Below are 19,810 nucleotides of genomic sequence, written 5' to 3'. Positions count from 1 at the left end.
ATTCACGACTCACCCGTCACCCCTCCTTCGCCATCCCCTCGACCAAGGGAACGAAACGCACTTCCGTCAGACTTTCGCGGTGGAACGACCCGTCGCCCTGCCCGACGTAGCGATGCAGCATCTGCACCGACGTGCGTCCCACAGGCGCGACCAGCACCCCGTTTGGCTTCAGCTGTTTCAGCAGTTCGGTCGGCTCGGTCGGCGAGGCGGCGGTGACCATGATCCGGTCGAACGGCGCCTGTTCGGCCCAGCCCAGGCCGCCGTCGCCGTGCTTGGTGATGACGTTCTCGATCTTCAGCACCCGCAGTCGGGCTTCCGCCTCGACCAGAAGGCTGCGATACCGCTCCACCGAATAGACATAGCGCGCAAGCCGGCTCAGCACCGCGCACTGATATCCGCTGCCTGTGCCGATCTCCAAAACCCGGTGCCGCGCCTGCACCTCCAGCGCCTGGGTCATCAGGCCGACGATATAGGGCTGGCTGATCGTCTGGGCGCAGTCGATCGGCAGGGCCTGATCCTCCCACGCCTGATCCAGGAACTTCTCGTGCACGAAGACCGCGCGGTCGATGCTCTCCATCGCCTTCAGCACGCGCGGATCCGTGACCCCCTGCTGCCGCAGCGACAGGATCAGCCGCCCGGCCCGGTCGTCGTGCAGATTCATGCGGCGGTCGCCACGCTCTTCGGCGGCGCCCCGCCCAGCACCTTTTTCAGGTCATTCACGCTGGTCATGTGCGTCAGGTCGATATGCAGCGGCGTGACCGAGATCCGCCCCTCCTCGATGGCCCGCAGGTCCGTGCCCTCGGCATGCTCCTGCTTTTCACCCCGGAAGCTCATCCAGTAATAGTCCCGCCCGCGCAGGTCCGTGCGCCGCACCGCGTGCATCTCGCCGACGTTGCGGAAGCCCTGGGTCGTCACCTCGACCTGATCGACGGCTTCGGGCGGCCGGTTGGGGAAGTTCAGGTTCATCACCACGCCCGGCGCCCATTTCTGGTCCAGCAGGCGGCTGATGATCGCCGGCGCAAAGGCTTCCGCCGTCTCCCAGTGCGCCACCACCTCGTCGTGGAACCGCTCAAGGCTCTGGCTCAGAGCGATGGAGCGGATGCCGAACGCCATCCCCTGCAAGGCGCCCGCCACTGTGCCGGAATAGCTGACGTCCTCGCCGATATTGTGCCCGCGATTGACGCCCGATAGCACCAGATCGGGCTTCTCCGGCATCAGGTCGTTGACCGCCAGCACGACGCAGTCGGTCGGCGTGCCCGTCACCGCGAACCGCTTCTCGCCCAGGTTCAGCACCCGCAGCGGCTCGGTCAGGGTGATCCCCCGCCCCTTGCCCGACTGTTCGACGGCGGGCGCGCACACCCACACGTCGTCGCTCAGCGTGCGCGCGATCCGCTCGAGGCATTCCAGGCCTTCGGCCTCGATCCCGTCGTCGTTGGTCAGAAGAATACGCATCAGCCGCCCACGAATTGAAGACCGCCCATATAGGGCTGCAACACCGCCGGCACTGCGATCCGCCCGTCGTCCTGCTGATAGTTTTCCATGATCGCCACCAGCGTCCGGCCGACCGCCAGGCCCGAGCCATTCAGCGTATGGACGAACTCGGTCTTCTTCTCGCCGGCCCGCTTGAACCGCGCATCCATGCGCCGCGCCTGGAAGTCCCCGCAGTTCGAACAGCTGCTGATCTCGCGATAGGTCCCCTGGCTGGGCAGCCAGACCTCCAGGTCGAAGGTCTTCTGCGCCGAAAAGCCCATGTCGCCCTTGCACAGCAGCATCCGCCGGAACGGCAGCTCCAGCGCCTTCAGCACCGCCTCCGCACAGGCCGTCATCCGCTCGTGCTCGGCGTCTGAGTCCTCCGGCCGCGCGATGGACACCATCTCGACCTTCGAGAACTGGTGCTGGCGGATCAGCCCGCGCGTATCGCGCCCCGCCGACCCCGCCTCGGCCCGGAAGCACGGCGTCAACGCCGTCATCCGCATCGGCGTCGCCAGCGCGTCCTCGGACAGGATGGTCTCGCGCACGAGATTGGTCAGGGAGACTTCGGCGGTGGGGATGAGCAGCAAGCGATCATCGAAAACTTGGTGGATCAGTTCATCAACAAGACCTGTCTCATCATCACGATGTTCGATTGCACGCGCCTGATCGATTGCTCCGGCGGCCATGCTGACAGCCTGAAAGAGGTCATCCTCAAACTTCGGCAACTGCCCCGTGCCGAACATCGCATCATCCCGCACCAGCAGCGGCGGGTTCACTTCCAGATACCCGTGCTGGTCCGTCTGCATATCCAGCATGAACTGCCCCACGGCCCGTTCCAGCCGCGCCAACTGGCCCTTCAGCACCGCGAACCGCGCGCCCGACATCTTGGCCGCCGCCTCGAAGTCCAGCATCCCCAGGGCCTCGCCCAGGTCGGCGTGATCCTTGGCCGGACCGGTGCGACGCGGCTCGCCCCAGGTCGAGACCTCGACGTTGCCCGCCTCGTCCTCGCCGTCCGGCACGTCCTCGGCCGCCAGATTCTTCTGCGCCGCCAGCAGGTCGCGCAGCTCCTTGCCGACACGCGCCTCGACCTCGGCCGCCGCCGCGATATCGCCTTTCAGCGCCTCGACCTCGGCCTTCAGCCGGTCGGCCTCGGCCATGTCCTTGCGCCCCATGGCGGCGCCGATCAGCTTGGAGGCTGCATTACGCTTGGCCAGGGCGTCCTGACCTGTCGTCTGGGCGTGACGCAGTTCGCCGTCCAGCCGCAGGATGTCCGCCACCAGCCCATCGGCCTCGTCCACCCCGCGCGACGACCAGCCCGCCACGTAAACCTGCGGGTTCTCGCGAATGGCTTTGATGTCGTGCATGGTCTGAAACTTCGGCTGGGCGGGAGAAGCCGAACGCTCTACCCGCCCACGCGGAATCCGGCAACGCGAGAAGCTCGCACCATCGTCTCCTCCCCACTTGTGGGGAGGGGACCGCGAAGCGGTGGAGGGGTTCTTGACGTCCCACAGACGCCTGCGATGCGCTGAAGAGCCCCTCCGTCACGGCGCGAAGGCGCGCCGCGCCACCTCCCCATGGATGGGGAGGAGACGATGCTCAGCCATCGCAATGCCGCTGGTCCATTGTCAGCGGATCCAATCGCTTGCCGAAATATCTGCCCCGTCTCCCATCCAAGGGGTCAAACGGCCGCATAATGCACCCGTCTCGTCGCATGGAGGGCTCGCCTGGCCTGCGACCTTGCGGCGGCGAGAGCGGAGGGATCCATCGCGGCGCCGGGGCTGATCGGTCGGGGAATCGCCCCGGCGTCCGCAGTCGCGTCGCAGGGTCGAGGGGGATACTCGGCCGCACCGGGGATTGGCGATCGCTGCTCCGACCCGCCCGTCGCAGGCTTATGGGGTTAGGCGATAAGACCGCCACCGCTCGGCGCCCCGAGCTTGCAGGCCAACCCCCCGCGCGGAGCGTCACACCCTTCGTCGAAACGGTACTTACAAACTTACACTCCGGGCGAAGGCCCGGCGCTCCGCCCAGCCCTCCAGACTTCGCTGCGATCGCGCGAGGGCGCCGTCGCACGCCCAAACATCCCAATTCACCCGCTTGAGAATCGCGCCTACAAACGGATCATGGCCACGCTTCGCCCCGACACGCTGGCGACCTCGCTCGCGCGCATCTTCGAAGGTCGCATGGTCGACCGGGCCAGCTGGTTTGCGCTGACCGGCGGCGAGCCGCTGTTCACCGAAGGCGATCCGGCCGACACCCTGTATCTGGTCCGCTCCGGCCGACTGGGCGTGTTTCGAATGGAAGCGGATCAGCCGCCGCACATGCTGGGCGTGGTCAAGGCGGGCGAGCCGGTCGGCGAAATGGCCATGCTGGCCGGCACGCCGCACACCGCCACCGTCGTCGCCCTGAGGGACAGCGAGATCCTGGCCCTGCCGCGCGAAGCCTTCTTCGAGGCCGCCCGCACCGAACCGGACCTGATGGTCGAACTGTCGCGGCTGATGATCCACCGCGCCCGCGAACGCACCGCCGGCGCATCCGAACCCAGCGTTTTCGGCTTCGTCTCGGCCCGTCCCCGGCCCATCCGAGCCTTCGTCGAACGCATCGCCGCCGCCATCCAGGCCATGGGATTCACCTGTCAGGTCATCGATCAGTCGGCCCTGGCCTCGGCGTCCGAATGGTTCAGCCGGGTGGAGGGCGACCACGACTATGTCCTCTATGTCGCCGAACAGGATCAGTTCGCCTGGGCCAGCCTGTGCGCGCGTCAGGTGGACCGGATGTTCATCGTCGGCAGCGGCCTTCTGGCGCCGCCGTCCGCCGTCCCGCGCCGTCAGGGATTCGGCGACGGCCGCCGCCTGACCGACTTGATCCTGCTGCGCGATCCGCGCATGCATCATCCGGCCAACACCCGCGTCTGGCTGGATGCGCTGCAGCCTGACCGCTGGTTCCACTGCGTCGAAGGACTGGCCAAGGACGCCGAGCGGATCGCCCGCGTCGTCACCGGCACGGCGGTCGGATTGGTCCTGTCGGGCGGAGGCGCGCGGGCCTATTGCCACATCGGCGCGATCAGGGCCCTGGAAGAGGCCAAGGTCCCCATCGACTTCGCGGGCGGCGCCTCCATGGGCGCGGTTGTCGCCGCCGGCCCGGCCCTGGGCTGGTCCTTCGAACGGCTGGATTTCGAGATTCGGCGCGCCTTCGTCGAGTCCGACCCGCTGTCGGACCTCGCCGTACCGATCATCGCCATGTCCCGCGCTCGCAAGGTCGCCCGACTGCTGGAACAGGCTTACGGCGACATCGATCTGGCGGACCTGGCCCTGCCTTTCTTCGCCGTCTCCTCGAACCTGACCTCGGGCCGGATCGAGGCGCATCGCACGGGCCTGATGCGACGGGCCATGCGCGCCTCCATCGCCATCCCCGGCGTCCTGCCGCCGGTCGTCATGGACGGTCAGGTGCTGGTGGACGGCGCCGTGCTGAAGAACTTTCCCACCAGCGTGATGCGCCAACTGAACAGCGGCCCCATCATCGGCGTGGACATGTCCCAGACGCGCGGCGTCGATCCCCAGGCGCTGGAGAATCCGCCGTCCTGGTGGAAATGGGTCCTGTCCGGAGCCTGGAAAGCCGGCCCGCCCATCGTCTCGATCCTGATGCGCTCGGCCACCATCACCACCGACGTCGAGATGACGCAGTCGCGCGCCGACGCCGACGTCCTGATCCTGCCCCAGGTCGCCAGCAGCGACATTCGCGACTGGAAGACCTACGACGGCCCCGTCGCCATCGGTTACGAGGCGACAAAGGCGGCGCTCGCCGACCTTGCCTGCCCCGTCACCCAGATGCGCCACTGCCCCAGCGCGCCCCCGGCGCCCTCACCTGCCCCTTAAAGCGGCGCGCAGGCCCGCTTCAGCCAGTCCAGCGCCTCGCCATCCATCAACGGGCCGACCTTGGCCAGCGTTTCGGCGTGATAGGCGTCGACATAGGCCCGCTCGTCTGGCGTCAGCATCTCGACCGAAATCAGCTTGCGGTCGATCGGCGCGAACGTCAGCTGCTCGAACCCGTGCATCGGCCGCTCGCCGCCCTCGGGAACCGCTGCAGGCGTCACCACCTGCAGGGTCTCGATGCGGATGCCCCAGTGGCCTTCGCGGTAATAGCCGGGCTCGTTGGACAGGATCATCCCTTCCAGCAACGGCTGGGACGTGCCCCATTTCGCGATCCGCTGCGGCCCCTCGTGGACCCCCAGATAGCTGCCGACGCCGTGGCCGGTGCCGTGATCGTAATCCAGCCCCGCCGCCCACATCGGAGCCCGCGCGATGGCGTCCAGCGCCATTCCGCTGGTCCCGGCCGGGAAACGGATCGTCGCCATGGCGATATGCGCCTTCAGCACCAGGGTGAACTTGTGGCGCTGGTCCTCGCTCGGCTCGCCCACCGCCATGGTGCGGGTCACATCGGTCGTGCCGTCCAGATACTGACCGCCGCCGTCCACCAGCAGCAGCGAGCCCTTCTCGACCCTGCGAATGCTGGCGCCGACCGGCTTGTAATGCGGCAAGGCTCCGTTCGGCCCGGCCCCGGCGATGGTGTCGAAACTCAGGTCCTTCAGCGCCCCGGTCTCCTCGCGGAATCGCTCCAGCGCCTCGACCACTTCACGCTCGTCCGGCAGCGTCTCCTGCACCACGGTGTCGACCCAGTGCAGGAACCGGCTCAGCGCCGCCCCGTCGCGGATATGCGCCTGACGGCTGCCCTCGATCTCCACCGCATTCTTGGCCGCACGGGGAATAGCGCAGGGGTCCATCGCCCGCACAACCGTCGCGCCCGCCGCGTCCAGCCGGTCGAAATACCAGGCCGAGGACAGCGACGGATCGATCATGACCTTTCGGCCCGACAGCCCGTCCAGCGCCGCCGGCAGTTGCTCGGTCGCCTCGATGCGAACATCGTCGCCCAGCCAGCCCGACAAAGCATTTGTCACCTTGGCCGGGTCCAGGAACAGCCGCGCCTTGCCGTCCGCCGCCAGGATGGCCTGGCCGATCGGCAGGGGCGAACGGATCACGTCCCCGCCGCGCACATTGAACAGCCAGGCGATCGACATCGGCGCCGTCAGCACTACCGCGTCTGCGCCAGCGTCCGCCACGGACTTGCCGATCCGTGCCCGCTTGGATGCATGGCTCTCGCCGGAATAGGCGTCCTCATGCGGCACGACCGGCGCCGTCGGCTGGGCCGGACGATCGGCGCCCCACGCCATATCCAGCGGATTGGCGTCCACGGGCTTCAGCGTGGCCCCCGCCTTCTGCGCCGCCGCCTTCAGGGCGACCAAAGCATCCGGGCTGTGCAGACGCGGATCATAACCGATCACCGCCCCCTTCGCCGCCGTCTCAAGATAGGCCGCCACGTCATTGAGGTCGCGCCGCTCGAACAGGGCCGGATCGGTCTGGGCCTTCACCTGAACGGTGTAGCGACCGTCGGTGAACATGCTGGCCCGATCCTGGAACACCACCGCCGCCCCGGCCGAACCGGTGAAGCCGGTCGCCCAGGCCAGACGCTCATTGGCGTCCGGCAGATATTCGTTCTGATGCTCGTCCTCATGCGGGATCAGAAACCCGTCCAGCCCCTGCTTGGCCATTTCGGCGCGCAGCAGCGGCAGGTGCTTGGCCCCAAAGGACGGATCGGTCGTCTCATCGAAAGTCTGGCGCATGATCGATCCTCAGCCCTTGCGCAGTTGCAGCGCGCTCCAGGCGTCGTGATGTATGGTCTGCTCGACCGTGAAGCCCAGCGGCAGATAGGCCTCCAGCACCCGCTCCTCCTGCGTGCGCAGCAGGCCCGACAGGATCGCGACGCCGCCGCTCTTCAGCGCCGCCCCGATCTCGGGCGCCAGATGCACCAGCGGCGCGGCCAGGATGTTGGCGAACACCAGGTCATACGGCTGATGCTGGGCGATGCGCGGATCGCTGAGACCATCGGCGAAATAGAAGTCGCACTTGGCCTCATTGATCTCGGCGTTCTCGTTGGCGATCCGGGCCGAGGGCTCGTCGATGTCGGTGCCGACGGCGATGGGCGTGCCCGTCTTGGCCGCCGCGATCGCCAGCACGCCCGTGCCGCAACCCACGTCCAGCACCTTCTCGAAGCGTTCAGTCTCCAGCAGCTTGTCGAACGCCTCCAGGCAGCCGACCGTCGTGCCATGGTGGCCCGTGCCGAAGGCGGCGCCGGCGTCGATCTTCAGCGTGACGCGGCCCTCGGGCACCTTGCCCTGATCGTGCGCGCCATAGACGAAGAATCGTCCGGCCTCGACCGGCGGCAGCCCCGACAGCGACATGGCCAGCCAGTCGGCGTCCGCCAGCTTCTCCACCAGCACCGTGACCGGATAGCCCGCCAGCACCGCCTTCAGCCCCTCGACCTCGTCATCGGTCGTGGGGAACGCGTCGATGCGCCAGACGTCATTGTCCTCGTCCTCTTCCAGGATTGAATAGGTCGCGCCTTCCAGCCGTGGATCGGCGTCTACGGCCTCTGCGGCGGCCTCTGCGGCGGCGCGCGGGCCGCGTGCGATTATCTGAAGTGCGGACTCGGACATTTTTTAAACACCGGTAATATGGCGAATCGTAGCGATCCGGTGCTGAACGCCCGTCGCCGCCGCGTTTTTATCAAACCGAGGGGTCGGGGAATACATGGCCAAGTCACCGTCTACGTCTAAACCTGCGTCGCCAAAGCCGGCGACCGCCGCTTCCAAGCCTAAAGCCGCGCCGAAGTCGAGCGCCGTGAAGACCGCCGCCGAGAAAACCGCTGCGCCCAAGGCCGCGACTAAGCCGGCAGCCGCTGCGCCGAAGCCCGCCGCCGCCAAGGCTGTCGCGCCCAAGGCTGCGGCGCCAAAAACCGCCGCCGCCAAGCCTGCTGCTAAGCCGGTCGCCGCCAAGGCCGCAGCCAAGCCGAAAACCGCCCCTGCCCCCAAGGCTGCTCCGAAAGCCGCGTCCAAAGCCGCCGCCAAGCCCGCCGCCGCCAAGGCGGCAGTGAAAGCCGCGGCTCCGAAAGCGGCCGCGCTTAAGGCGACCGCGGCGAAGCCCGCAGCGACCAAAACTGCTGCGCCCAAAGCCGCCGCTTCGAAACCCGCCGCCGCCCCGAAGGCTGCGCCTGTCGCCAAGCCGGCCGCAGCGGCGCCCAAGCCTGCAGACCCCGTCGCTGCGCCCAAGCCCGCCGCGCCCCCCGCATCCGCCGCCGCTCCCGCTGCTGCGGCGTCCGCGCCTACGCCGGCTCCTAAGCCGGCCGAAGCATCCAAGCCGGCCAGGGCGCCCGCCGCCAAGCCCGAGGAAAAGGGCTTCTTCGCCAAACTGGGCGACATGATCTTCGGCAAGCGCTGATCGCACTTTCTTTCTGATCCAGCAGATCGCCGGACGGCTCGCCCGTCCGGCGATTTTCGTTTGCGGGCCGCGATTTACGCCTGCGGCCGGCTGAGCGAAAAACCAAGAATACTTGACTTCTGCGCAGGGACTTCTATATCGCCCCCAGCCTCGGGACAGGTCTGCGATCCGCGCCGCCCGCTCGCCCAAAGAGGGGCGGTTCCGTCGCTGCTATGCACGCAGACGCTTTCTCTCCCAAGGATTCATGACCGAATTTTCCCAATTGGGCCTCTCGCCCACGACCCTTCAGGCCGTCGCCGACACCGGCTACACGACCGCCACGCCTATTCAGGAACAGGCGATCCCCGTCGCCCTCGCCGGCCGCGACGTGCTGGGCATAGCCCAGACCGGCACCGGCAAGACCGCCGCCTTCACCCTGCCCCTGGTCGATCGCCTGTCCACCGGCCGCGCCCGCGCCCGCATGCCGCGCGCCATCGTCCTGGCCCCGACCCGCGAACTGGCCGACCAGGTCGCCGAAAGCTTCGCCAAATACGCCAAGGGCACCAAGCTCAGCTGGGTCCTGCTGATCGGCGGCGTCTCCATGGGCGACCAGGTCGCGGCGCTGAACAAGGGCGTCGATGTCCTGATCGCAACGCCCGGCCGGCTGCTCGACCTGTTCGAGCGCGGCAAGATGCTGCTGACCGGCGTCGAGATCATGGTCGTCGATGAAGCCGACCGCATGCTGGACATGGGCTTCATCCCCGACATCGAGCGCATCTTCAAACTGACGCCGCCGCGCCGCCAGACCCTGTTCTTCTCGGCGACCATGCCGCCGGAGATCACGCGCCTGACGACCGCCTTCCTCAAGGATCCGACCCGGATCGAGGCCTCGCGTCCAGCGATGACCGCCGACACCATCACCCAATATATCGTCCGCATCCCAACCTCGGACCCCAAGGCCAAGCGGACCGCCCTGCGCGCCCTGGTCGGCCGTGAGGACGTGCGCAACGGCATCGTCTTCTGCAATCGCAAATCCGAAGTCGATATCGTCGCCAAGTCGCTGAAGACTCACGGCTTCGACGCCGCGCCGATCCACGGGGACCTTGATCAGTCGCACCGGATGAAGACTCTGGCGGACTTCCGCTCGGGCGCGCTCAAGATTTTGGTGGCGTCAGATGTCGCCGCGCGCGGCCTGGATATCCCGGACGTCAGCCACGTCTTCAACTACGACGTCTCGCACCACGCCGACGACTACGTCCACCGCATCGGCCGCACCGGCCGCGCCGGCAAGCTGGGTCAGGCCTTCATGATCGTAACCCCAGCCGACGACAAGTCGCTGGATAAGGTGCTGAAGCTGATCAAGAAGGACCCGGAAGAGCTGGTTCTGGACGGCATCGATTTCGCCGCCATCAAGGACGGCCCACGCCGCGACGATAAACGCTCGGGCGAACGCGGTCGCAGCCGGTCGCGCACCAGCAGCGCGCCCACCCCGTCCGCAGAGCCTGTCGACATCGCCCCCGTCACCGCCGCGCCTTCGTCTCAGGAGGCCGCGGCGCCCCGCAGCCGCAGCCGCCGCAAGGCCCGCCCCGAGACGTCGGTCGAAGTTGCGGCTCCCGTCGCTGCCGCAGTCGAGATTGAGGCGACCGTCGAACCCGTTGAGACGGCTCGCGCTCCGCGTACCGAGCGCGCAGACCGCGAGCCGCACCTGCTGCAATCCGATCGCCGCGGTGATCGCAAGGCTGACAAGGGCGACACTCAGCGTCAGGGCGTGCGTGGCTTCGGCGACGACATCCCCGCCTTCCTGCGTCGGCCCGTCGTTATCCGTGCCTGATTTCGTACACTACGGCGCGGTGAAATGCCGCGTCGTTTACCCTGCATTACGGAACATCCCGTAGTGTGCGCCCCGATACAGCTCCAGAACAGGAGCTCAGGGGAACAAGAATGTCGAAAAAGGTCGAGACGGCGCTAAGAGCTCCTCAAGCCTATGCTTTGGCGCGCAACGTCATCGGCGAAATGGAAAAAGCCGGCGTCTGGCCCACGCCGCTGAACTTCGAGCTTTGGCTGCATTACATCAGCGACCCCGACGGTCCCCTGGCCCAGGAAATCCGCCGTCTTCTGGCGCAGTCCGCGGTCATCACTGACAAGACGTCCGAAATGCTGGCCGCCGAGTTCCTGCCTCGCGGTCGCCTGCCGGATCAGATCCGCGACGTCGGTGCCGTGCTGGACCGCGAACTGGCCAGCGTCGCCAGCGCCATCGCAATGGCGCACAAGACCCAGCATGACTATGGCGAGACCCTCGCCGACGCCTCGCAATGCATGGAAACCGTCGATGATCCGTCCTCGCTGAAGGATCTGGTCGGCGGCCTTTCGACCGCGACCAACCGGGTGCGCCGCGAAACGGCGATCCTCGAAAAGCGTCTGGAAAAGTCCAACAAGGAAGTCATCCGTCTGCGCGAAAACCTGGAACAGGTGCGCCGCGACGCCATGACCGACGCACTGACCAATCTGGCCAACCGCAAGGCCTTCGATGAACGGCTCGAGGCTGCCTGCGCCGAGGACGACGGCGCCCCGCTCAGCCTGGCCATCCTGGACATCGACCACTTCAAACGGTTCAACGACACCTGGGGCCACCAGACCGGCGACCAGGTGCTGCGATACGTCTCCACCGTCCTGTCCAACATCTGCGGCAAGACCCGATTCGCTGCTCGGTTCGGCGGCGAAGAGTTCGCCATCATCTTCCCTGGTGAAGGCGCCGGCGTCGTGATGGCGGCGCTTGAAAGCATCCGCAACGACGTGGCGTCACGTGCCCTGCGCCGTCGTTCGACCAATGATGATCTGGGCTCAGTCACGGTCTCTGCCGGCTTCGCCCAGCGTCGAAAGGGCGAAACCGCCGCCAGCCTGCTGGAACGCGCCGACGCCGCCCTGTACGAATCCAAGCGTGCGGGCCGAAACTGCGTCACGCCGGCATCATCGCTCGAAAAGGCGGCTTAGGGTCTGACAAGGCCAAGCTTTCTGCCATAGTCCTCCCATGCGCAGCTTCGCCTTCAATGTCGCCTACTGGATCCTGTCGATCGGCTACGGGCTGACCGCCGCCTTCGCCGCGTTGGCGCCCGGGCGCGGCCCGGCCAGTTGGGTCATCCGCCGCTATGTGAAACGCATGGTCCAGGCCATGTCGATCTTCGCCGGCATCAAGCTGGACGTTCGCGGCAAGGACCGCTTGCCCGAGGGCGCCTTCATCATCGCCTCAAAACATCAAAGCTGGGGCGACGGCTTTGCGACCTATGACCAGTTCGACGACATCGCCTTCGTCACGGGCGATCACCTGGAAAAGTTTCCCCTGCTGGGCGGCGTGCTGAAGAAGCTGGGCGCCATCGTCGTCAACTCCTGCGGCGGCCACGAAGCCCGCAAGGCCCTGGCCATGCGCGCCGCGGAGGCCCGCGCCGAAAACCGCAAGATCCTGATCTATCCCGAGGGCCATCTCGCGCCCGTCGGCAAGAAGTTCAAATACCGCTCCGGCGTCTGGCACATGTACCGCGACTTCGACGTGCCGGTCGTGCCGCTCGCCACCAACCTCGGCCTCTTCTGGCCCGAGGAAAAGTACGAAAAACACCCCGGCACGGCGACGCTGGAGTTCCTTGACCCAATCCCGGTCGGCCTGCCCAAGGACCAGTTCCTGGCTCGCCTCGAAGCCGTCACCGAGACCCGCACCGCCGAACTGGTTGCCCAGGCCACGGGTCAACCCGTGACGCCGGCCGTGCTGATCGACACACCGGCTAAATGGAGGGCTAGCGCTTCTTTCCCGACGCCTTCTTGACCGCCACATCCAGCGACCGCCGCGCCCAGGCGACGGCTTCGTCGGGGTCGTCGAGAGCCGTTTCGGGCAGGGTCCAGTAGCCCATGCTCATCGTGCGGCCGTCCTTGGTCGGATAGGTGAACTGACGTGAGCCGGCCGCGACGAAGGCCTGCCCTAGCGCCTCGTCGCCCTTCAGCCAGACCACGCCGTCGTCCAGCAGGGCGAACATGAGGCCGGCGGCATAGACTCCGGCCCCGCCGAACATGCGCTTGATCTCCAGGCGGCCGAGCGCGTGGAAATGCTCGCGAACCCATTCGCCGAAGTCCGCGTCATAAGCCATCAGACCGGACCCCTCTCAGTCGGCGGCGACCGGCACGATGGTCACGCTCTCGCCGCAGCCGCAGGCGTCGGTCTGGTTCGGATTGTTGAACACGAACTTGGACGCCAGACGCGTCGTCTCATAGTCGATCTCGGTGCCGATCAGGAACAGCACCGCCTTGGGCTCGATCAGGATGGTGACGCCCTTGTCCTCGACCACCTCGTCCATCGGCCCGATCTCGTCGGCATAGGCGAAGGTGTATTCTTGCCCCGCGCAGCCGCCGTTCTTGACCCCGATGCGCAGACCGATGTGATCGTTCTCGGCATTGTCCAGGATCTCACGCACCCGCTCGGCGGCCGCGTCCGTCAGGGTGACGGCTTTGGGGCGCGGGCGGCGCGGACGCGATGTGGCTTGAAGCTCGGTCATCAGAACATATTCAAGGCAAGTTTCGCCTCGTCGCTCATCTTGGAGGCGTCCCACGGCGGATCGAACACCAGATTGGCCTTGGCGCTGCGCACGCCCTCGACCTTTTCCACCGCCGTCTCCACCCAGCCCGGCATTTCGCCGGCGACCGGACAGCCCGGCGCCGTCAGCGTCATGTCCACCACCACATCGCGGTCATCGTTGACGTCCACGCGGTAGATCAGGCCTAGCTCATAGATGTCGACCGGGATTTCCGGGTCATAGACCGACTTCAGCGCCTCGATCAGCTGATCGGTCAGGGTGTCCAGCTCGGCCTGCGACAGGGCGCTCTTCTGGGGCTCGTCCCAGGCGTCCTTGAAGGCGTCGCTGTCTTGAATCGGTTGATCTGTCATCGGCTTACACGAAGAAGTTCCGCGCCTTGATCAGCGCATCCACGAAGGCGTCGGCATCCTCCACGGTGTTATATAGGGCGAAGGAGGCGCGGGTGCTCGACGTCACCCCCATTCTTTTCGCCAGCGGCTCGGCGCAATGCAGACCCGCGCGCACCGCGACCCCGTACCGGTCCATGATCTGGGCCACGTCATGGGCGTGCGCGCCCTCGACGGCGAAGGTCAGGATCGCGCCCTTGCCCTCCGCCTGGCCCAGGATTTTCAGCCAGTTCTGGCCCTGGAGCCGATCCACGGCATGCCGATATAACGCATGCTCATGCGCCTGCACGGCCGCGCGGTCGTATTGCGCCAGCCATTCCACCGCCACGCCCAGACCGATGGCCTCCAGGATCGGCGGCGTCCCCGCCTCGAACCGGTGTGGCGGGCGGGCGTAGGTCACGCGGTCGCGTTCGACCGTCTCGATCATCTCGCCCCCGCCCTGATAGGGCGGCAGCGCCTCCAGCGCCTCGGCCTTGCCGTACAGGGCGCCGATGCCGGTGGGGGCGAACAGCTTGTGGCCGGTCAGGACGTAGAAGTCGCAGCCGATGGCCTGCACGTCCGGAGTCGCATGTACCGCCCCCTGGCACCCGTCGATCAGCACCTGAGCCCCGGCCGCATGGGCCAGGCGGCTGATCTCGGCGACCGGATTGATGGTCCCCAACACGTTGGACATGTGGGTGACCGCGACCATCCGCGTCCTGGGCCCCAGCAGGTCGGCATAGGCCGCCATGTCCAGCGACCCGTCGTCCTTGACCGGAATCCATTTGATCACCGCCCCGCGGCGTTCACGCAGCAGATGCCAGGGCACGATGTTGGAGTGATGCTCCATCTCCGAGACGATGATCTCGTCGCCTGGCTCGATGCTCAGCCCCAGCCCGTTGGCCACCAGATTGATCGCTTCTGTCCCGCCCTTGGTCCAGACCACCTGTTCGGCGCTCTCGGCGTTCAGGAAGCGGGCGACGATCTCGCGCGCCTTTTCGAAGGCTTCGGTCGCCTCGTTCGACAGGGTGTGCAGGCCCCGGTGGACGTTGGCGTAGCCGCCCTCCATCGTCTCCACCAGTGCGTCGATCACCGCACGCGGCTTCTGCGACGAGGCCGCGTTGTCCAGATAGACCAGCGGCTTGCCGTTCACCTGTCGCGACAGGATCGGGAACTGCGCCCGCACGGCATAGGGATCGTAAGTGTTCACAACCGCGCCGTCAGCCATTCCCGCGCCACCTCTCTCGCGCCCTCATGCTCGATCCGGTCGATGACCTCGATCAGGAACGCCTGGGTCAGCAGGGCGCGGGCTTCGTCGGCCGGAATGCCGCGCTGCTGCATGTAGAACAGGGCGCTCTCGTCCAGCGTCCCCACGGTGTTGCCATGCGCGCACTGCACGTCGTCGGCATAGATGATCAGTTCCGGCTTGGCGTCGATCTCGGCCCGCTCGCTGGCGATCAGGGCGTGGTGGCCCATGCGCGCATCGGTGCCGTCCGCCCCGCGCTCGACCACGATCTTGCCCTGGAAAACGCCGCGCGCCGTGTCGCGGGCCACCCCTTTGATCAGTTGCGAGGTCGCGCCGTCATGTTCGACATGACGCACTACGCTGGTCAGATCCGCATGGCGCGATCCGTTCAGCAGATAAAGGCCGTCGGCTTGAACCTGCGCACCCTGGGCATAGTGAGTGATGCGCGTCTCGATCCGCTGCAGCTTGGCGCCGGTCGTGACGATGGTCTGGCGATAGACGCCGCCCGCCTCGACCTTCACATGGGCCTCGGCGATGGAGATGGCGTCTTCCGGCTCCTCGACCAGGACGACGCGCGTCACCTCGGCCCCGGCCGCCACGTCCAGTTCCAGCGTATTGTGCGCGACGTAGGCCGAGCCCGCGCCCTCGTGCGTTTCCAGCAGCAGCAGCTTGGCGCCGGCGCGCGCCGACACCCGCGCGCTGGCCGTGTGGCCCGTGCCGACGGCGTCCGACACATAGCGCAGCCGCAGCGTCCGCTCGCCCGAGGCGATGAAGTCGGTCACGCCCACGGCGCGCCCGTTGGCGAAGACGATCGCCTCGCCGCCCAGATCATAAAACGGTCCCGGCGGCCCGACCTCGGCCGAACCCGACGGCTCCGGCGCGGCGCGAAGATAGCGCTTCAGGTCGCTGTATTTCCACGCCTCCGTCCGTCGCGACGGATAGGTCTCGACGTCGGTCAGGTCGAGGGCGAAGGCAGCGCTCACGCCGCTTCCGGCAGATACTTATCGTACCCTTCCGCCTCCAGCTTCAGTGCCAGTTCCGGTCCGCCCGAGGCCACGATCCGACCGCCGGCCAGCACGTGCACCCGGTCCGGTTTGATGTAGTCGAGCAGGCGCTGATAGTGGGTGATGACCAACATGGCGCGGTCGGGCGAACGCAGCGCGTTCACGCCCTCCGACACGATGCGCAGGGCGTCGATGTCCAAACCCGAATCCGTCTCGTCCAGGATCAGCAACGACGGCTCCAGCAGAGCCATCTGCAGGATTTCCATCCGCTTCTTCTCGCCGCCGGAGAAGCCGACGTTCAGCGGCCGCTTCAGCATGTCGAAGTCCATCTTCAGCGCCTTCGACGCCTCGCGAACCAGCTTCAGGAAGGCGGGCGCCGCCACCTCCTCCTCGCCCCGCGCGCGCTTTTGAGCATTCAGCGCCGTCCGCACGAAGGTCAGGGCCGGCACGCCGGGGATCTCGATCGGATACTGGAACGACAGGAAGACGCCCTTGGCCGCCCGCTCGGCCGGGTCCAGCGCCAGCAGATCCTCACCCGCCCACTCGACTGCGCCTTCGGTCGCCTCATAGCCCGGCCGTCCCGACAGGGCGTAACCCAGCGTCGATTTCCCGGCCCCGTTCGGCCCCATGATGGCGTGTACCTCGCCGGCCGGAACGTCGAGCGTCAGCCCTTTGAGGATCGGCTTTTCGCCGACAGAGACGTGGAGGTTATTGATGTTAAGCATTGTTTCTTCTTGATTATCCAACCGAGCCTTCGAGGCTGATCGCCACCAGCTTCTGCGCCTCGACGGCGAACTCCATCGGCAATTTCTGCATCACGTCGCGGACGAAGCCGTTGACCAGCAGGGCCACCGCCTCCTCCTGCGACAGGCCCCGCTGCTGGGCGTAGAACAGTTGGTCGTCCGACAGGCGCGTCGTCGTCGCCTCGTGCTCCAGCTGGGCCGAGCCGTTGCGCGCCTCGATATAGGGGATGGTATGCGAGCCGCACTCCTTGCCGATCAGAAGGCTGTCGCACTGGGTGAAGTTGCGCACCCCCGTCGCCTTCGGATGCACCGACACCAGACCGCGATAGGTCGAGTCCGATTGCCCCGCCGACACCGCCTTGGCGATGATCCGCGACTTCGAATTCTTGCCCAGGTGGATCATCTTGGTGCCGGTGTCGGCCTGCTGATGCCCGTTGGTGATGGCGATGGAATAGAACTCGCCCGAGCTTTCTTCGCCCTTCAGGATGCAGGACGGATATTTCCAGGTCACGGCCGATCCGGTCTCGACCTGCGTCCAGCTGACCTTGGACCGATCGCCCCGGCAATCGGCGCGCTTGGTCACGAAGTTGTAGATGCCGCCCTTGCCCTCGGCGTCGCCCGGATACCAGTTCTGGACCGTCGAATATTTCACCTCGGCGTCGTCCAGCGCCACGATCTCGACCACGGCCGCGTGCAGCTGGTTCTCGTCGCGCATCGGCGCGGTGCAGCCCTCGAGGTAGGAGACGTAGGCCCCCTTCTCGGCGATGATCAGCGTCCGTTCGAACTGGCCCGTCTGTGACGCATTGATGCGGAAATAGGTCGACAACTCCATCGGACATTTCACGCCCGGCGGGATGTAGACGAACGAGCCGTCCGAGAAGACCGCGCTGTTCAGCGCTGCGAAATAGTTGTCAGAGACCGGCACCACCGACCCCAAGTATTGCCGCACCAGATCAGGATATTCGCGCAAGGCCTCAGAAATCGGCATGAAAATCACGCCCACCTTGGCCAGTTCCTCCTTGAAGGTCGTGACCACCGACACGCTGTCGAACACGGCGTCCACGGCGACCTTGGGCGCGCCTTGCACCCCGGCCAGCACCTCCTGCTCCTTCAGCGGGATGCCCAGCTTCTTGTAGATTTCCAGGATCTCGGGATCGACCTCGTCCAGCGACTTGGGCCCGTCCTTCTTCTTGGGCGCCGCATAGTAGAACAGGTCCTGATAATCGACCGGCTCGTAACGGACCGCCGCCCAGGTCGGCTCTTCCATCGCCAGCCAGCGCTCATAGGCGGCCAGGCGCCATTCCAGCATCCATTCCGGCTCGCCCTTCTTTTCGGAAATGAAGCGCACGATCGCGGCGCTCAGTCCCTTGGGCGCATATTCCGTCTCGATGTCGGACGTGAAGCCGTGCTCGTACTTCTCCAGCGCGGCGACGGCGTCGATGGTTTCCTTGACGGCGGCCATCAGGCGACCTCTCTCACGCGCTCGGCGGCGCGCGTCTTGTGCTTGTTGTAGGCGGCGACCCAGGCGTCGGCGAACCTTGCCCAGTCGCCCTCGACCGTGCCCCAGCCGCCGGAGACGCGCACGCCCCCGGTCGCCAGCGCATTCAGGCCCATGGCGCTGATGGTCTTGGACGGCTTCACCTTGCCCGACGAACAGGCCGAGCCGGCCGACACCATGACGCCCGTCAGGTCCAAGGTGATCAGCTGCTGCGGACTGTCCCAGCCCTCGACGGCCATGAACAGGGTGTTGGGCAGCCGCGCTGCGCCGCCGCCGATGATGGTCGCGCCTGCGGCCTTGACCTTGGCTTCGGCCGCATCGCGCCAGGCGACGTGCGAGGCCATCGTCTCGAGATCCCGCGCGGCGCAATCGGCCGCGACGCCGAACCCGGCGATGCCCGGCACGTTCTCGGTCCCGGCGCGCAGGCCCCGCTCCTGCCCCGCGCCGTGCAGGATCCGCACGCCCGACAGGCCTGCCTTGAAGATCAGGGCGCCCACGCCCTGCGCCCCGCCCAGCTTGTGCGCCGACAGAGTCAAAGTGTCCGCGTCCAGCGCGCGCATATCGACCGCGACCTTGCCCGCTGACTGGATCGCATCAACGTGCAGCCAGCCGCCCGCTGCTCGTACCAGAGCCGCCGCCTCGGCGATCGGCTGAATGACGCCGCTTTCGTTGTTCGCATGATGGATGGCGACCACGGCCCGGCCTGGACGGCTCAGCGCCTCGGCCAGCCAGTCCAGATCGACCACCCCGTTTGCATCGACCGGCAGAACCTCTACGGCTACGCCCGCATTCGCAGCCGCCTCGGCCACGCACGGATGCTCGGTCGCCGACACGATCAATCGCTCGCAACCGGCCGCAAGCGCGCTGGCGATGCCCTGGGCGTTCGCTTCGGTGCCGCCCGAGTTGAACACCACCGCCGTCGGATCGGCCCCGACCAGCTCCGCGACCTGCGCCCGCGCGGTCTCGACCCGCGCCCGCGCCCGCCGGCCCGCAGCATGGACCGCCGAAGGATTGCCGTTGTCGGCCAGGGCCCTGGCCATGATCTCCAGCACTTCGGGCCGCACCAGGCCCGAGGCGTTATAGTCCAGATAAACCCCGGTCATGCCGCGACCCCGACGGCAGAAGGCTCGACATTGCGCCGACGCTGGCCCGTGCGGTTCATCACCACATCCTCCAGCGAAACGCCCGCCAGATAGCGATGGATCTCGTCGCCCAGGTCTTCCCAAAGGTTGTGGGTGATGCAGCGTTCGCCGGCCAGCATGCAACCCTTGGGCGAGCCATGCGCCACGCACCGCGTCGCCCGGATCGGCTCATCCACCGCCAGCACGATCTCGGCGACCACCGTCTCGTGCGCCGCCTTGGCTAGGCGGTATCCGCCGCCCGGTCCGCGCACGCTCTTGACCAGTTCGCTCTTCCTCAGACGGGCGAACAACTGCTCCAGATAGCTCAGCGAAATCTCCTGGCGCGCGGCGATCTCGGCCAGCGAAACCGCCCGGATTTCACCGCTCTCGCCGCGTCCATTCTTCGCCAGATCGGCCATCGCCATCACGGCGTATCGTCCCTTGGTCGACAGACGCATTTCGCACCTTCAAAAATT

General features: G+C 66.8%; 19 protein-coding genes. 5 read left to right on the top strand and 14 right to left on the bottom strand.

Features of this window, described 5'->3' with window-relative positions; translation table 11 throughout:
* Nucleotides 1–16 precede the first annotated feature (16 nt).
* The 3 genes from ASF81_RS03860 to serS are packed head-to-tail and all read right to left on the bottom strand — an operon-like array spanning nucleotide 17 to nucleotide 2,837.
* Entirely contained in the window at nucleotides 17–661 is a 645-nt protein-coding gene (locus ASF81_RS03860) for a protein-L-isoaspartate(D-aspartate) O-methyltransferase (RefSeq protein ID WP_055804951.1), read from the bottom strand.
* Nucleotides 658–1,452, bottom strand: coding sequence for a 5'/3'-nucleotidase SurE (gene surE / locus ASF81_RS03855; protein ID WP_055804948.1), 795 nt, complete (start codon nucleotides 1,450–1,452; stop codon nucleotides 658–660). The genes ASF81_RS03860 and surE overlap by 4 nt, the downstream gene beginning before the upstream one ends.
* Entirely contained in the window at nucleotides 1,452–2,837 is a 1,386-nt protein-coding gene (gene serS / locus ASF81_RS03850) for a serine--tRNA ligase (protein WP_055804945.1), read from the bottom strand. Before serS ends, surE begins: the two co-directional genes overlap by 1 nt.
* 756 nt (nucleotides 2,838–3,593) lie before the next feature.
* On the opposite strand from serS, the gene ASF81_RS03845 reads away from it, so the two are divergent.
* The gene (locus tag ASF81_RS03845; RefSeq protein WP_055804942.1) at nucleotides 3,594–5,345 is read left to right on the top strand and encodes a patatin-like phospholipase family protein; all 1,752 of its coding nucleotides are present in this window, start codon (nucleotides 3,594–3,596) and stop codon (nucleotides 5,343–5,345) included.
* Here the strand turns inward: ASF81_RS03845 and ASF81_RS03840 are convergent.
* A complete protein-coding gene (locus ASF81_RS03840; RefSeq protein WP_055804939.1) occupies nucleotides 5,342–7,147 on the bottom strand; it encodes an aminopeptidase P family protein in 1,806 nt (601 codons plus the stop codon). The genes ASF81_RS03845 and ASF81_RS03840 overlap by 4 nt on opposite strands.
* Nucleotides 7,148–7,156: 9 nt before the next feature.
* The gene (locus tag ASF81_RS03835; protein ID WP_055804936.1) at nucleotides 7,157–8,020 is read right to left on the bottom strand and encodes a 50S ribosomal protein L11 methyltransferase; all 864 of its coding nucleotides are present in this window, start codon (nucleotides 8,018–8,020) and stop codon (nucleotides 7,157–7,159) included.
* 184 nt (nucleotides 8,021–8,204) lie between these two features.
* On the opposite strand from ASF81_RS03835, the gene ASF81_RS14960 reads away from it, so the two are divergent.
* The 4 genes from ASF81_RS14960 to ASF81_RS03815 all read left to right on the top strand — a co-directional run bounded on the left by ASF81_RS14960 (nucleotide 8,205) and on the right by ASF81_RS03815 (nucleotide 12,594).
* The gene (locus tag ASF81_RS14960) at nucleotides 8,205–8,801 is read left to right on the top strand and encodes a hypothetical protein (protein WP_156363124.1); all 597 of its coding nucleotides are present in this window, start codon (nucleotides 8,205–8,207) and stop codon (nucleotides 8,799–8,801) included.
* A 244-nt stretch (nucleotides 8,802–9,045) separates the two neighbouring features.
* Entirely contained in the window at nucleotides 9,046–10,611 is a 1,566-nt protein-coding gene (locus ASF81_RS03825) for a DEAD/DEAH box helicase (protein ID WP_055804930.1), read from the top strand.
* A gap of 110 nt (nucleotides 10,612–10,721) precedes the next feature.
* Nucleotides 10,722–11,771, top strand: coding sequence for a GGDEF domain-containing protein (locus ASF81_RS03820; RefSeq protein WP_055804927.1), 1,050 nt, complete (start codon nucleotides 10,722–10,724; stop codon nucleotides 11,769–11,771).
* A gap of 37 nt (nucleotides 11,772–11,808) precedes the next feature.
* The gene (locus ASF81_RS03815; protein ID WP_055804924.1) at nucleotides 11,809–12,594 is read left to right on the top strand and encodes a 1-acyl-sn-glycerol-3-phosphate acyltransferase; all 786 of its coding nucleotides are present in this window, start codon (nucleotides 11,809–11,811) and stop codon (nucleotides 12,592–12,594) included.
* Here the strand turns inward: ASF81_RS03815 and ASF81_RS03810 are convergent.
* The 9 genes from ASF81_RS03810 to ASF81_RS03770 are packed head-to-tail and all read right to left on the bottom strand — an operon-like array spanning nucleotide 12,566 to nucleotide 19,792.
* Nucleotides 12,566–12,913, bottom strand: a complete 348-nt coding sequence (locus ASF81_RS03810; protein WP_055804921.1) for a TfoX/Sxy family protein — start codon at nucleotides 12,911–12,913, stop codon at nucleotides 12,566–12,568. The genes ASF81_RS03815 and ASF81_RS03810 overlap by 29 nt on opposite strands.
* Nucleotides 12,914–12,928: 15 nt before the next feature.
* Entirely contained in the window at nucleotides 12,929–13,318 is a 390-nt protein-coding gene (locus ASF81_RS03805; protein ID WP_055804917.1) for an iron-sulfur cluster assembly accessory protein, read from the bottom strand.
* Entirely contained in the window at nucleotides 13,318–13,707 is a 390-nt protein-coding gene (locus ASF81_RS03800; RefSeq protein WP_017504008.1) for an SUF system Fe-S cluster assembly protein, read from the bottom strand. The genes ASF81_RS03805 and ASF81_RS03800 overlap by 1 nt, the downstream gene beginning before the upstream one ends.
* A 4-nt stretch (nucleotides 13,708–13,711) precedes the next feature.
* Nucleotides 13,712–14,950, bottom strand: coding sequence for an aminotransferase class V-fold PLP-dependent enzyme (locus ASF81_RS03795; RefSeq protein WP_055804914.1), 1,239 nt, complete (start codon nucleotides 14,948–14,950; stop codon nucleotides 13,712–13,714).
* The gene (gene sufD / locus ASF81_RS03790) at nucleotides 14,929–15,951 is read right to left on the bottom strand and encodes a Fe-S cluster assembly protein SufD (protein WP_055804910.1); all 1,023 of its coding nucleotides are present in this window, start codon (nucleotides 15,949–15,951) and stop codon (nucleotides 14,929–14,931) included. The genes ASF81_RS03795 and sufD overlap by 22 nt, the downstream gene beginning before the upstream one ends.
* Nucleotides 15,948–16,697 (bottom strand): Fe-S cluster assembly ATPase SufC, encoded by a 750-nt coding sequence (gene sufC, locus ASF81_RS03785; protein ID WP_055804907.1) that lies wholly within the window; start codon nucleotides 16,695–16,697, stop codon nucleotides 15,948–15,950. The genes sufD and sufC overlap by 4 nt, the downstream gene beginning before the upstream one ends.
* A 13-nt stretch (nucleotides 16,698–16,710) precedes the next feature.
* On the bottom strand, nucleotides 16,711–18,177 hold the full coding sequence (gene sufB, locus ASF81_RS03780) for a Fe-S cluster assembly protein SufB (protein WP_055804904.1): 1,467 nt from the start codon (nucleotides 18,175–18,177) through the stop codon (nucleotides 16,711–16,713).
* Entirely contained in the window at nucleotides 18,177–19,316 is a 1,140-nt protein-coding gene (locus tag ASF81_RS03775) for a cysteine desulfurase family protein (RefSeq protein ID WP_055804901.1), read from the bottom strand. Before ASF81_RS03775 ends, sufB begins: the two co-directional genes overlap by 1 nt.
* The gene (locus ASF81_RS03770; RefSeq protein ID WP_055753471.1) at nucleotides 19,313–19,792 is read right to left on the bottom strand and encodes an Rrf2 family transcriptional regulator; all 480 of its coding nucleotides are present in this window, start codon (nucleotides 19,790–19,792) and stop codon (nucleotides 19,313–19,315) included. Before ASF81_RS03770 ends, ASF81_RS03775 begins: the two co-directional genes overlap by 4 nt.
* Nucleotides 19,793–19,810: the final 18 nt, after the last annotated feature.

It is taken from the genome of Brevundimonas sp. Leaf168, from assembly GCF_001423685.1.
In the GTDB taxonomy this organism is placed as follows: domain Bacteria; phylum Pseudomonadota; class Alphaproteobacteria; order Caulobacterales; family Caulobacteraceae; genus Brevundimonas; species Brevundimonas vesicularis_C.
The sequence above is the reverse complement of the archived record's forward strand: the minus strand, read 5'-3'. Positions and strand labels throughout refer to the sequence as shown.